At 63.4% G+C, this 13,707-nt stretch carries 13 protein-coding genes and 1 rRNA gene; all 14 read right to left on the bottom strand.

The genetic code is table 11. The features are described from left to right. Positions 1-33 precede the first annotated feature (33 nt). Complete coding sequence (locus tag V3587_RS28875) at positions 34-855, bottom strand: segregation and condensation protein A (RefSeq protein WP_046379919.1); 822 nt, start codon at positions 853-855, stop codon at positions 34-36. Positions 856-905: 50 nt separating this feature from the next. Beyond that, positions 906-1,919, bottom strand: coding sequence for a ParA family protein (locus tag V3587_RS28870; protein WP_003946138.1), 1,014 nt, complete (start codon positions 1,917-1,919; stop codon positions 906-908). Between the two features lie 143 nt (positions 1,920-2,062). Beyond that, positions 2,063-2,986 carry a site-specific tyrosine recombinase XerD gene (gene xerD, locus V3587_RS28865; protein ID WP_007731892.1) on the bottom strand — a complete coding sequence of 308 codons (924 nt, stop codon included), beginning with the start codon at positions 2,984-2,986 and terminating at the stop codon, positions 2,063-2,065. 1 nt (position 2,987) lies between these two features. Further along, positions 2,988-3,620 (bottom strand): NUDIX domain-containing protein, encoded by a 633-nt coding sequence (locus V3587_RS28860; protein WP_047270484.1) that lies wholly within the window; start codon positions 3,618-3,620, stop codon positions 2,988-2,990. A 6-nt stretch (positions 3,621-3,626) separates the two neighbouring features. Beyond that, the gene (locus V3587_RS28855; protein ID WP_193604740.1) at positions 3,627-5,387 is read right to left on the bottom strand and encodes a CTP synthase; all 1,761 of its coding nucleotides are present in this window, start codon (positions 5,385-5,387) and stop codon (positions 3,627-3,629) included. 156 nt (positions 5,388-5,543) lie between these two features. Continuing rightward, positions 5,544-6,497, bottom strand: a complete 954-nt coding sequence (locus tag V3587_RS28850) for a copper transporter (protein WP_019748590.1) — start codon at positions 6,495-6,497, stop codon at positions 5,544-5,546. After that, a complete protein-coding gene (steA, locus tag V3587_RS28845; protein ID WP_007731902.1) occupies positions 6,494-7,678 on the bottom strand; it encodes a putative cytokinetic ring protein SteA in 1,185 nt (394 codons plus the stop codon). Before steA ends, V3587_RS28850 begins: the two co-directional genes overlap by 4 nt. Positions 7,679-7,764: 86 nt before the next feature. Next, complete coding sequence (recN, locus tag V3587_RS28840; protein WP_283377585.1) at positions 7,765-9,543, bottom strand: DNA repair protein RecN; 1,779 nt, start codon at positions 9,541-9,543, stop codon at positions 7,765-7,767. A gap of 2 nt (positions 9,544-9,545) precedes the next feature. Beyond that, positions 9,546-10,493, bottom strand: a complete 948-nt coding sequence (locus tag V3587_RS28835) for an NAD kinase (RefSeq protein ID WP_003946132.1) — start codon at positions 10,491-10,493, stop codon at positions 9,546-9,548. Continuing rightward, positions 10,490-11,329: a TlyA family RNA methyltransferase gene (locus V3587_RS28830; protein ID WP_003946142.1), complete on the bottom strand. Its 840-nt coding sequence runs from the start codon at positions 11,327-11,329 to the stop codon at positions 10,490-10,492. The genes V3587_RS28835 and V3587_RS28830 overlap by 4 nt, the downstream gene beginning before the upstream one ends. A 1-nt stretch (position 11,330) precedes the next feature. Next, positions 11,331-11,573 carry a hypothetical protein gene (locus tag V3587_RS28825; protein WP_003946140.1) on the bottom strand — a complete coding sequence of 81 codons (243 nt, stop codon included), beginning with the start codon at positions 11,571-11,573 and terminating at the stop codon, positions 11,331-11,333. 76 nt (positions 11,574-11,649) lie between these two features. After that, entirely contained in the window at positions 11,650-12,633 is a 984-nt protein-coding gene (locus V3587_RS28820; protein ID WP_162114860.1) for an HAD-IIA family hydrolase, read from the bottom strand. Then, positions 12,630-13,571 carry a hypothetical protein gene (locus V3587_RS28815; RefSeq protein WP_162114861.1) on the bottom strand — a complete coding sequence of 314 codons (942 nt, stop codon included), beginning with the start codon at positions 13,569-13,571 and terminating at the stop codon, positions 12,630-12,632. The genes V3587_RS28820 and V3587_RS28815 overlap by 4 nt, the downstream gene beginning before the upstream one ends. 61 nt (positions 13,572-13,632) lie before the next feature. Continuing rightward, positions 13,633-13,707: ribosomal RNA gene (gene rrf / locus V3587_RS30745) — 5S ribosomal RNA — on the bottom strand; the annotation flags it as partial.

Raw genomic sequence — 13,707 nt, 5'->3', positions numbered from 1 at the left:
GCTGCGAAGACTCTGGTTCCGTCAGCTCGGCGTTCATCCGTAGTCCTCCTCTGTGACCGGCGCGGCCGGGTCGTCTCCGGTCCAACTCACCATCAGCGGTCCGAGTGCTTCGGGTTGCTCGAACACAATGACCTGCCGGCGATACAACTCGAGCAACGCGAGAAATCTTGCGACTATCTCGACGGTGATCTCACACTCGGCAACGAGGTCCCCGAAGGGTGTCCACTCCCCTATGCCTCGCTCGCGCAGCAACTCGAGAATTCGCTCGGCCTGCTCGGGTATCGAGATATTGGACACATGGAGGTGATCGAGGCCCACCGTCGGCACCGGACGTGGTGTGAACACAGTCGCCGCGATCTCCGCAAAACGCTGAGGGTCGACGCCCAACAACACCTCGGGCAGGAGTTCGGTGAACTGATCCTCGACGGCAACCGAGCGCGGATAGCGCCGCAGCGCTGCTTCCTCCAACTCACCGAACAGCGCCGCAACTTGTTTGTACGCCCGGTACTGCAGCAGTCGCGCGAAGAGAAGGTCGCGGGCTTCGAGTAGCGCCAGATCCTCCGCGTCCTCGACCTGCCCGGCGGGCAACAGCCTGGCCGCTTTCAGGTCCAGAAGCGTAGCTGCGACGACCAGAAACTCTGTTGTCTGATCGAGGCCCATCGCACTGCCAAGTTCCTTGGTGTATGCGATGAAATCGTCAGTGACGGTGTGCAGGGCGACTTCGGTGACATCGAGCTGTCGTTGATTGATCAGGTTCAACAGCAGATCGAACGGGCCTTCGAAGTTCCGGAGAGTGACTCGGAAACCGGCAGCCTTGGCTGCGGTCTGAGCGTCGGTCGGCACGTTCGGGTCGATCGAATCCGGCTCGACTTCGACCGAATCTTCTTGCGATGCAATCAGTTCCACTAACGACCAGACCGGTGAATGACCTCGCGGGCCAATGCTCGATATGCCTCGGCCCCAGCCGATTTCGGCGCCCACGTCGTGATCGGCTCACCGGCGACGCTGGTTTCGGGGAATCGGACGGTGCGGTTGATCACCGTGTCGTAGACGACGTCGCCGAACACCTCGACGACTCGCGCCATCACCTCACGAGCGTGCAGAGTCCGGGCGTCGAACATCGTGACGACGATACCGGCCAACTCGAGCTTGGGATTGAGACGATCGTGCACCTTTTCGACGGTGTCGTTGAGGAGTGCCAAGCCGCGCAGGCTGAAGTACTCGCATTCCATCGGAATGATGACCGAATCGGCGCAGGCCAGTGCATTCACCGTGAGCAGGCCAAGCGACGGCTGGCAGTCGATGAGCACGTAGTCGTACCGATCGAGAACAGGGTGCAACACGCGTCCCAAGGTCTGCTCACGTCCGACCTCGGTGACCAATTGGATCTCGGCGGCCGAAAGGTCGATGTTGCTGGGCAGCAGGTCGAGGCCGTCGACCCGAGTTCGCATCAACACATCGTCGATGGACACACGCGGTTCGACCAGAAGGTTATGGACGGTCAGTTCCAGGTCGTGATGCTGGACGCCCAGTCCAGCAGACAACGCGCCTTGGGGATCGAGATCCACCAGGAGCACTCGGCGACCGTATTCGGCCAACGACGCACCCAGGTTGATGGTCGACGTCGTCTTGCCGACGCCGCCCTTCTGGTTGCACATCGCGATGATCATCGCGGGTCCGTGGTGCGCCAACGGTGTCGGTTGGGGTACCTCGCGGACCGGTCGACCTGTCGGGCCGAGTTCTTCCGCGGAAACGGTGAGGGTTTCCGCAGGTGGAGAGGCTACTGGCGTCGTATCTATTTCGAACATCGCCTCTGGTTCGGAGGGTACAGCTGGTGCTGATTCGTTCACGCGCTCGAAGAGTTGGGCATTGACATGCGGCGGCGCGGACTCCGCCGCTGGTGGCTGCGATGTCGACACGGTCCGATGCTCCCCTACTCTTTCGGCGGTTGCTCTCGGCGCCGGCAAACCCCCGAAACTGCGGTGGAGGCCGCTCGCGCTCCTTGAACGCTACCGCTTACATCACCGAATGGTCTCGCAGACACGCATGAGCCAACCAACCCCTAACGGGCACGCGGGTGTGCCTGAGCCCACACTTCGCGCAACGCGGTGACGGTGACCAGTGTGTAGATCTGCGTCGTGGTTACCGAAGCGTGACCGAGAAGTTCCTGCACGACGCGTACGTCCGCGCCGCCGTCGAGCAGGTGTGTGGCAAACGAGTGCCTGAGCGTATGGGGTGAGACGTCCGCCTTGATCCCGGCGGACGCCGCCGCGTCCTGAAGAATCTGCCATGCACTCTGACGAGAGAGGCGTCCACCGCGAGCGTTGAGAAAGAGGGCAGGAACACCGCGCGTCGCCAGGCTGGGGCGCCCGCGGACGAGATACGCGTCGACGGCGGCGATCGCCGGCCTGCCGACGGGGACGATCCGCTGCTTGCCGCCCTTGCCCTTGAGCAGCACGGAACGAGTTTCGGTATCGATGTCGTCGACGTCCAGATCGATCGCCTCGGTGATTCGCGCTCCGGTCGAGTACAGGAGCTCGAGCAGAGCGCGATCCCGCAGGTCGCGGGGCCCGTCACCGGCCGCACCGCCACCCGAAGCGTCGAGCAGGGCGATCACGTCGTCGAGAGGCAGGGCCTTGGGCAGCTTGCGTCCGGGCGTCGGCGGCTTGACCGTTCGGGCCACGTCGACGCTGACCAGACCTTCGGCGGCGGAAAACTTGTGGAATCCGCGAACCGCGATCAGGGTGCGTGCTGCCGAACTGGCCGCCAATGGTACGACGCCGGAATCTTTGTCACCCAGGCGCAGATGTGTCACGAATTCGGTGACGTCGTTCTCCGTCACGCCCGCGACGTCGTCGATGCCGCGTCCGTGCAGGTACTCCGCGTACCGATTCAGGTCGCGGCGATAGGAAAGTAGAGTATTGCGCGCAGATCCTCGCTCGACCGCTAGATGGTCGAGATACGAGTCCACCTGTCGGGCAAGCACTTCAGGCTCGCGACTTGCGTTCTCCGAATGCGCGAGGACGATCGGGCCACGGTGCGTCGGCGGGGCGTAGCGGCTTTCCCGTCGCGCGTGCGGTGGCGATCGCGAGAATGCCTGATACCGCTGTGGCATTGACGATGTCGCCGCGTAGCGCCATGTCGACGGCGTCGGCGAGCGGAACCCGCGAAATCTCGAGATCGGCTTCTTCGTGTTCGGGATCGTCGCGCTCCACCTCGTGCAGCCCCTCGGCGAGGAAGACGCGAACCGCCTCGTCCGTGAACCCGGGTGAGAGAGCGACATCGACCAGCACCGACCATCGGTCGGCGCCGAGTCCGGTTTCTTCGCCCAGCTCGCGCGCTGCAGCCTCGACCGGGCTCTCCCCCGGAGCGTCGAGCAGACCGGCAGGAATTTCCCACAACCGGTGCCCGAGCGGGTGACGGTACTGGTGAATCAGCACCAGGTTGTCGTGCTCGTCCAGTGCCACGACGGCAACGGCGCCGTGATGCTCGACGACTTCCCGATCGGCACGCTGACCACCAGGCATCGCAACGGTGTCGACGCGCAACGCGATGATCGCGCCGGTGTAGACCGTCTTGGAGCCGAGGGTGTCGAATTCGTGCCGACCGGGATCGCTCATGTGTGGCTAGACCTTTTCAATGTTCTCGACTGCAGCGTCGAGCGCCGTCTCGGTGGCGGCGGTGTCGATCTTCTCGTCACCGTGGACGTCGACGGGCAGGCGCTCTTCGAGCTTGTACGTCAACGCTGCTTCGACGAAGGCGGCGAACAGCGGATGCGGGCGAGTCGGGCGGCTCTTGAGCTCCGGGTGTGCCTGGGTGGCAACGAAGAACGGATGCTGCTCACGCGGGTACTCGACGAACTCGACCAGATGACCGTCCGGTGAGGTTCCGCTGAACTGCAAGCCGGACTTGGCAATCCGATCGCGGTAGGTGTTGTTGACCTCGTAGCGGTGACGGTGACGCTCGGAGACGTCCTCGGTTCCGTAGGCCTGAGCGACGACGGAACCCTTGGTCAGCACGGCCGGGTAAGCACCCAGACGCATGGTGCCACCGAGGTCGGCGTCACCGGCGATGACGTCTTCCTGATCAGCCATCGTCGAGATGACCGGATGCTTGGTGTCCGGCTCGAACTCGGCCGAGTTGGCATCGTCGAGGCCGACGCTACGAGCAGCTTCGATGACGACGCACTGCAGACCCAGGCACAGACCCAGCAGCGGCAGCTTGCGCGAACGTGCGAAACGGATCGCGCCGAGCTTGCCTTCGATGCCGCGGATGCCGAAGCCACCGGGGATCAGAACACCGTCGACGTCACCGAGAGCGGCCTGCGCTCCGGCTTCGGTCTCACAGGCGTCCGACGGTACCCAGGAGATCTCGACCTTGGACCGGTTCGCGAATCCACCGGCGCGGAGTGCCTCGGTGACGGAGAGGTATGCGTCGGGCAGGTCGACGTACTTGCCGACCAATGCGACGCGCACCGTCTCACGCGGCTGGTGAACACGATCGAGGAGGTTGCCCCACACGGTCCAGTCGACGTCGCGGAACGGGAGACCGAGCTGGCGAACGACGTAGGCGTCGAGGCCCTCACGGTGCAGAACCTTCGGGATGTCGTAGATCGAGGGAGCGTCGGGCGTCGAGATGCAGGCGTCGACGTCCACGTCGCACATCAGGGCGATCTTGTTCTTGAGGCCCTGCGGAACGTCACGATCGCAACGAAGGATCAGCGCGTCGGGCTGAATGCCGATGCTGCGCAACGACGCAACCGAGTGCTGCGTGGGCTTGGTCTTGAGCTCTCCGGAGGGGCCGAGGTACGGCACGAGGGAGACGTGCAGGAAGAAGACGTTGTCGCGGCCGACGTCGTGGCGGACCTGGCGAGCGGCTTCGAGGAAGGGCTGCGATTCGATGTCGCCGACGGTGCCACCGATTTCGGTGATCACGACGTCCGGGCGGTGTCCCTGCAGATCCGGACCGCTCATCTCGAGGATGCGACGCTTGATCTCGTCGGTGATGTGCGGGATGACCTGAACGGTGTCGCCGAGGTACTCGCCGCGGCGTTCCTTGGCGATGACCGTCGAGTACACCTGGCCGGTGGTGACGTTCGCCTGGCCGGAGAGGTCACGGTCGAGGAACCGCTCGTAGTGTCCGACGTCGAGGTCGGTCTCGGCACCGTCTTCGGTGACGAAGACCTCGCCATGCTGGAAGGGGTTCATGGTGCCCGGATCCACATTGAGATAGGGATCGAGCTTCTGCATGGTCACGCGCATTCCCCGCGCGGTCAACAACTGTCCCAGGCTCGAGGCGGTCAAACCTTTGCCGAGCGAGGAAGCTACACCTCCGCTGACGAAGATGTGCTTGGTGGCGGTACGCGTGTTAGTGCGTGACTGTGGCAAAGGGGCTCCCGTGACGACTGTGCAGGGCTTGGTCTGATGAAGCATGCTGGGGCCTGCCGACCCACGGGATTTCACGGTAACACCTATCGGGGGTCGGTGCCTACAACGCGCCGACTTTCCGCCCCCGATGTGACCGGCGTATCAATACCGGGGTGTTCAGTTGGTGGGTGCGCCGACGGTGACCGCCGCCGCTCCCGGTCCCGTGCCGTAGCGGCCGGCGCCGCCGTTCAACTGTTCCTGCAGCGCCAACGGCGTGGTGATCTTGCCCGATTCCCGGTCGATGTTGTCGATGGTCGTCAAGCCCGCTGAGAGCGCCGCGTCCGCACGTGCGACGGCAACCGGACCACTGCCCTCGGCCGAGCCAGGCCGGCCCGCGAGAATCGTTCCTGCGCCGCGTCCGTCGAGAGCACCGGCGAACCGGGCGATGACGGCGCCGCGGTTACCCGTGGCTGCGTCGGATTCACTCTTGTTGTCGCCGGTGAGAACCACGGCGAGTTGAGCCGGCTTGACCGCTCCGTCGTCGTAGCTGATGAAACCGGCGCTACGCAGCGAGTCGAGCGCGAGATTCATCTCGTCCGGAGTGCTCTGCGGCTCGCTGTTCTGCCCGTTGAGAAGCAGAACCGAACCGAGCAGATCACCCGCGAGACTGCCCTGATCGACCGCACCGGTCTTGAGGGTGATCCCCGCAGGGATGACATTGGTGACGACGGTCCGCAAGCGGTCACCACCGGTGGCGTCGACAAACGAATCGGTGAGCGAGACGCGTCCGGTCACGGCACCGCCGGCGGCAGTGACGAGTCGGTTGACACCGTCGAGATCACTGGGATCCGCGTCCGGTGCCGTGATGACGACGACGGTGCGACCAGCGAGACTGTCACGCACGACGCGACCGCCGACAGCGGCATCGAAGCCGTCCGCGGAATTGAGTTGCTGCTGAAGCTGATTGGACTGTTGATTGAGGTCTTCGATCTCGTTCTGCAGGTCCGCCTTGTCGTCGCGCAGACCCGAAAGCAATCCACTGGACAGCATTCCGGAACCGAGCACCACGCCGATCGCGAGTGCCAGGAAGATTGCCGCTATGGAAATTGCATGTTGACGCATCGAAATCACTTGAAGAGCCCCTGAACCCACAGCGCGAAGCTGTTCCACGTTGCGATTGCCCAGTCGAGAACTTCACTACCGGCATTGGACACGACCAGGGCGACGATCACTGCCACCAGGGCGGCGAGCACCAGGAGCGCGATCGCGCCGCCGGACACTCGACTTCGATACAGCGTTGCCACAGCCTTGGCGTCGACCAGTTTCGGTCCCACCTTGAGCCGTGTCATGAACGCCGACGGATTGCTTTCACGACGCCCACGGTCGAAGAACTCGTCCAAGGACACCACGTTGCCGACCGTCACGATCAGTGAAGCTCCGTGGTGATCGGCGAGCAGCAACGCAAGGTCGGTCGGTGAGCAGGTCGCCGGGAACGTCATCGCCCCGATACCGAGATCCTGGATTCGGGAAAGCCCCGCCGCATGACCGTCCTGGTCTGCGGGCAGTACAACTTCCGCGCCGGACTTGAGGGTGGAACTGGTGATCTCTTCCGGGTCGCCCACGATCAGATCGGGGCGGTATCCGGCCTTGCTCAACACGTCCGCACCTGCGCCGACACCGATCAGGATCGGCGAATACTCCTTGATGAAGGGCTTGAGGTTCTTCAGATCGGCCTCGTGTTCGGGTCCGTCGGAGACGACCACGACGTGGCGATCCTTCAAGTCGATGTCGATGTCCGGAACACCGATTCCGTCGATCAGCAAAGGACTTTCGGTGCGGATGAACTCGATGGTGTTACCCGAGAACGCTTCCAGGTGATCGACCAGGCCGGTCTTGGCCTCGATCATCCGATCGGAGATCTCGGCCTCGGTCTGCTCTTCGCCCTTGACGAGGCTCTTCTCGCCGTTGAAGATCTCGCCCTCGTGCAGGCGGATCTTGCTGCCGTCCTTGACGTTCTTGAAGACGTCACCGTCTACGGCATCGATCAGAACGATGTCGTTGGCGACGATCACTTCCGGTCCGAGGTTGGGGTACCGCCCCGAAATCGACGGCGACGCGTTGACCACGGCCATGACTCCGGCTTTCACCAGAGCATCGGCGGTCCGGCGATCGATGTCGACTTCGTCGAGGATCACGATGTCTCCAGGACCGACGCGGCGTAGAAGCTTCGCCGTGTTCCGATCGGCCCTGGCGATGCCACTGATCCCAGGCAAGGATTCGGTGTTACGTGAGAGCAATCCGGGCATCTTCATGGCTTCGATGATGAACCTGAAACCGCGTTGACCGGTGGAGGCGCGCCGACAACTACCACATCAGTCACACCAACACCACAGAACCTTCAATCTGTGACGCGGGCCGCATTCGCGATCTCGAGCAGTTCTTCGGCGTGCGCACGACCGGTCTCGGTGTCGTCCAGCCCTGCCAACATACGGGCCAATTCGACCACCCGATCCGAATCCGACAAGGTCCGCACGCCACTGCTCACCACGCCGCCTTTGTCGTCGACCTTGTCCACCACGAGGTGGGTGTCGGCAAACGCAGCAACCTGCGGAAGGTGGGTGACGACGATAACCTGATGCGTACGAGCAAGTTTCGCCAATCGGCGGCCGATCTCGACAGCAGCGCGACCACCGACCCCCGCGTCCACTTCGTCGAAAACCATCGTCGCGCCGGTGTCGCTACCAGCGAGAACAACCTCGAGCGCCAGCATGACGCGTGACAGCTCGCCACCGGAAGCGCTCTTACTGATCGGAAGTGACGGTGCCCCGCTGTGCGCGGACAGACGGAATTCCACCTCGTCGACGCCGGCAGACCCGGCATGAAGGTCTACTCCCCCGACGCTGAGCGGCGCCGAGTCCTGCGGGCCGGCAGGCTGCGAGCGCACAGTCACCTCGAGACCCGCACGTCCCATCGCCAGACCGGCGAGTTCCGCGCTGACGGCTTTGGCGAGCTTTGCCGCTGCCTTGACTCTGGCGGCGCTCAGCTTTGTGGCGGCTTCCGCAGTGAGGCCAGCCGTCTCCTCGACCTGCTTGGCCAACAGCGACAACGCATCCGAGGACACGTCGAGTTTGGACAGACGAGCGCGAGCGGTATCTGCCCATTCGAGAACACCGTCGACATCGGCGGCGTACTTGCGAGTCAGAGTCTTCAGTTCCGATTGCCGCGACAGCAGCGAGTCCAGAGCACCCGGGTCTGCGGGCAGCCCGGACAGATAGGTGTTCAGGTCACCGGCAACATCGGTGACGACGGCAATAGCGTCGGCCAACCGGGAACCGAGGCCGTCCAGATCTGCGTCGGTGACCGACTCGATACGCGCCCGCGCTTCGGACATCAGGTCTAGCGCCGGCATGACCCCGACGTCGCCGCTGGCCATGTCGTCACTACCGGCGAGCGCAGCGTGCGCCTCTTCCGCAGCCGAGCGGAGCGAATCGAGTTCACTGAGTCGACGAACTTCGGCAACGATCGCCGTGTCCTCGCCTGGCTCGGGTGCCACGCCGTCGATTTCGTTGAGCGCGAAGGTCAACTGATCTGCTTCTTGCGCCAATTCACGAGCCTTCGACGTGCGTTCGATCAACTCCGAACGAGCATCGAGCCATTCACGACGGTGTTTGCGGTACCTCGTCAGCAGCGTTCCGATTGCCTTGTCCCCGAAGCGGTCCAGCGCATTGCGTTGCTGGTCGGGACGAAGCAATCGCAGCTGATCGTTCTGCCCGTGGACAGTCAGAAGTGGGTCCGTGAATTCTGAGAGAACTCCCGCCGGCACGCTTCGTCCGCCGAGATGAGCCCGTGAGCGGCCGTCGCTGCCGACTGTCCGGACGGCGATGATGGTCCCGTCCTCGTCGCGCTCGGCGCCGGACGATTCCAGGATTCGGACGATCTCACGCTCGGTGGCCGGTGGGACGTCGTCGGCGATGAATCGTCCTTCGACGACGGCTCGCGACGCGCCCAACCGCACCCGCCCGGCATCGGCTCGCGCTCCGCTGAGGAGGTGCAAGCTGGTGACGACCATCGTTTTACCTGCGCCGGTTTCACCGGTCAGGACGGTCAGGCCCTCGTGGAACTGGGCGCTGGCCTCGGAGATCACACCAAGACTGTCGATACGGATCTCTGCGAGCACGATTAAGGCTTCCTTCCTCGCCATCCGGTAACCGGAAGCTCGAACTTGCGAACCATCCGATCAGCGAAGGGCGCAGAGTCCAACCGGACCCACTTGACGGGAGTGGCGCCGCGAACGATCTCGACGCGAGCGCCGGCAGGCAGTTCCAACGTACGACGACCGTCGCAGAAGACCAGGCCGTCGTGGCTACCGGCGACGGTCTCCACCGCGATGATCGAATTCGGGCTGGTGACCAACGGCCGCGCGAACAGCGCGTGCGCGTTGCTGGGTACGACGAGCAATGCTTCGAGTTCTGGCCACACGACGGGGCCGCCTGCGGAAAAGGCATAAGCGGTCGAGCCGGTGGGAGTGGACACGAGAACACCGTCGCAACCGAAGGCAGATACCGGTCTGCCGTCGACCTCGAGGACAACTTCGAGAACTCCCAAACGCGAACGGTTCTCGATGCTGGCCTCGTTGAGCGCCCACCCGCGGTCGATGATCTCGTCGTCCACCCGAATCACGACGTCGAGTGTCATACGGGACTCGACGCGATATTCCTTGCGAACTACCTGTGCGAGAGCCTCGTCGAGATGCTCGGCCTCGGTCTCTGCCAGAAATCCGATCCGTCCGAGGTTGATGCCCAGTACCGGAATGGACGCTTCTTGAGCGAGTTCGGCGGCGCGCAGAAATGTGCCGTCACCACCGAGAACCAGAACCAACTCGCATCCGACGGCAGCATCAGGGCCGGGATGAACAACCGTGACGTCGAGACCCGGCGCAGAGAAGCCCGCGGGTTCCGTCATTGCTTCGATGCGCGAGCTGTCTGCTTCGTCGACGAGGACTCGCAGCCCGATTCCCGCCCGTTCGAAAATCTTCCCGACTCGTTTGGCGGTTTCCGTGATGTCACGTCGACCAGGGTGTGCGACAAGAAGGATCTCGCGCGACTCGCCGTTCGTGACCGCGTTCACTGGGGCCCTTCCTCTACAGCCTTGCGAATCATGTCCTCCACCGAAGGAATTCCCTCGGTGTCCGGCTCGTGATCACCGGGCGAACCTGTCTTTCGAAGCCACAGGAAATACTCGACATTTCCCGACGGACCGGGCAATGGGCTGGCCACGACACCTAACGTCCGCAGACCTACCTTTGCAGCAGCCTCCGACACGTCGAGCACAGCCGAGATTCGCAATTCCGGATCTCGTACGACGCCACCGGCACCGACGCGGTCCTTGCCCACCTCGAACTGAGGCTTGACCATCGGAACCAGGTCCGCGCCGTCAGCAGTACAGGCGACAAACGCCCCGAGTACAAGTTTGAGAGAAATGAACGACAAGTCCGCGACAACGAGATCGACAGTTCCGCCGATGGTCTCCGCATCAATTGCACGAACATTGGTTCGGTCGATGACGTGCACCCGGTCATCGGACTGCAGGCGCCACACCAGTTGTCCGTAGCCGACGTCGACTGCGACAACTTCCTTCGCACCACGCGTCAGCAGAACATCGGTGAACCCACCGGTGGATGCGCCGGCGTCGAGGCAACGGCGACCTTCGACCGTCAATCCTTCGGCACCGAAGGCGTCGAGTGCGCCGATCAGTTTGTGAGCACCTCGCGACGCCCACGAAACTTCCTGCTCCACCTCGACGACCCGAAGCGGAGTACCGGCTTCGATCGCCGTCGCAGGCTTGGTCGCAACGGCTCCCGAGATGAGAACTCGCCCGGCGGAAATCAGTTCTTGCGCATGATCTCGTGACCGTGCGAGTCCGCGACGGACAAGTTCGGCGTCCACCCGTGCTCTACGTGCCACGTCAAGCCCTGTCCACAGAGGCGAGTGCCTGGACGAGCACCTCGTGTGCCTGTTCCAAAATATGTGCCTTCTGCGGAATCACACCTGCTCCGTGCTGATCGTTCGGATCCTGTTCGATGCCGCCCAGGCGCGCCAGCAAACCGTCGACGTCAGAACGTATGCGTTCCGGATCGACGGAAGGGCGTGGCCCGGGCAACGGAGATCCGTTACTCGTGTTTCCGGGGTGCGGTGTCGGCGTGCTCATCGGGCACAACGTTAGTGCATGACTCTCGGTTACGCATACACCCGCACCCCCGCGAGTCGAACACATTTGCGAGAGATCAGACGAGCCAGGATGCAAACAGATCCGCCACGCCGGCATCCGACGCTTCCAGGGTCCGGAACGACGGATTAGCCCATGCGACAGGCGCAACCGCGCGTAGAAGCGACATCTCGTCCCCGACAACCGGGCCGTCGACAACCAGCGCCGACCCGTTCACGGAGACAGACCACTTGGAGTCCGCACCGACCAGCGATTCGACGGCCGGCTGATTGAGCGAATCCAGAGTTGCTGCAATGTAGGTGGGGCGCTGCTCAACCGGAGCCCGCAGTACGTCACCCGGCGTGCTCACACCGGTGAGAACCAACAACGAGTCGATCGAAACAGCGTGTGCGCCTTCGATATCGGTGTCCAAACGATCACCGACCACCAGTGGACGCGAGCACCCACTGCGAGCGAGCGCGTCCTCCATCAGCGGTGCAGCAGGCTTACCTGCCACCAACGGTTCCTGCTTGGTCGCAGCGCGTAGAGCTGCCACCATCGAGCCGTTGCCCAGCACCAAACCCCGCTCCGACGGCAGTGTTGTGTCCAGGTTTGCCGCTACCCACAGCCCACCGGCCCGAATCGCCAAGCACGCCTCGGCAAGGATCGACCAGTTGGTCTCCGTCGAATGTCCTTGAACGACAGCAACCGGAGAATCCGCGAATTCTCGCACCGGAAGCAACCCGACGCGCGTCACCTCGTCGGCCAATGCGTCGGTACCGACGACGAGCACAGCGGCACCGGGTTCGAGACGCTCCGACAGCAGACGCACTGCCGTCTGGGAACTGGTGACGACACGATCGTCTTCGGAATCGAAACCAAGTTCGGTCAGATGCGCCGACACTGCCGAAGGCGAGCGACTCGCATTGTTGGTCACGTAGTACAAAGCCTGCGTGCCCTGACCAAGAGCAGCCTGGGTGCCGGGAATCGCATGAGCTCCGGCGTACAGAGTGCCATCGAGATCGAGCAAAAGTACGTCGTACTGAGTACGAAGCACGGTCACTGATCTTCTCCGGTCAACTCGGCCACCCGTTCTTCAGCATCCGTGTCACCCTCGAGGTCAGCAGCTGCAGCGTTGAGGAACCACTTCAGTCCGTCTTCGACACGACCAGCTGCAACGAGAGCATCGGCGTAGGCGTAGAACAGCCGAGCCGCAGCTTCACCGGTACGCGCTGCGTCCAGATCCTTGGTCTGCAGTGTGACAACTGCCTGGTCGAACTGACCGAGATCCATGCGGGCGCCCGCGACGACGATCCTCAACTCAGACGCCTCGTCGCCCGAAAGCAGGGCAGCCTCGTCGCTACGGCCGAGCTCGATCGCGCGTTCGGGTCGACCCAAACCGCGTTCGCAGTCGGCCATGACAGCGATCAGACCCGGTCCGCCAGCCATTCGACGGGCAGCACGAAGCTCGGAGAGAGCTTCAGCCCATTCACCGGCGTGGTACGCGGTGATTCCGGCAGCTTCACGAACGACCGCAATTCGGCCGGCGCGCTGACGGGCAGCGCGAGCGTGGAGCAGTGCGAGTTCCGGATCTTCGTCGACGAGCTTGCCCGCCATGACGAGGTGACGCGCAACCGTGTTGGCGTTGTCCTTGTCGAGGCTGAGCAGATCCCGACGAACGGCCGGGTCCAACTCCGTGGGCTCTACGTTGTCGGGCAAATCCGGTTCGTCAGGTCGTGCTTGCTGACGGTTGCGGTCGCCGTCGCGTCCACGAGGGGCGAACCCACCCTCGCCACCGCGACGCTGTCCGCCGTTGAATCCGCCGCCGCGGTTACTGTTTCCAGCACCGCCACGGTTGTTGTCTCCGGCACCACCGCGGCGGTCTCCGCCTGCAGCGCCGCGTGATCCACGCCCGTCGTTGTCACGACGGGGGCCACCTGATCGAGGCGCTCCTCCCCCACGGAAGGACCGACGCTCGTCGCCATTCTCCGACACAGTCATTCCTCTCATACAACGCACGAAAGGGGACCCAATATGTTGGGTCCCCTTTCGGTTAACGGGTGTTCGGCGGTGTCCTACTCTCCCACACCCTGTCGAGTGCAGTACCATCGGCGCTGAAGGGCTTAGCTTCCGGGTT

It is taken from the genome of Rhodococcus sp. IEGM 1306, assembly GCF_036541985.1.
GTDB classification, from domain to species: Bacteria; Actinomycetota; Actinomycetes; order Mycobacteriales; family Mycobacteriaceae; genus Rhodococcus_F; species Rhodococcus_F qingshengii.
Note: the sequence above shows the minus strand (reverse complement) of the source record. Positions and strands in the feature narration are given on the sequence as shown.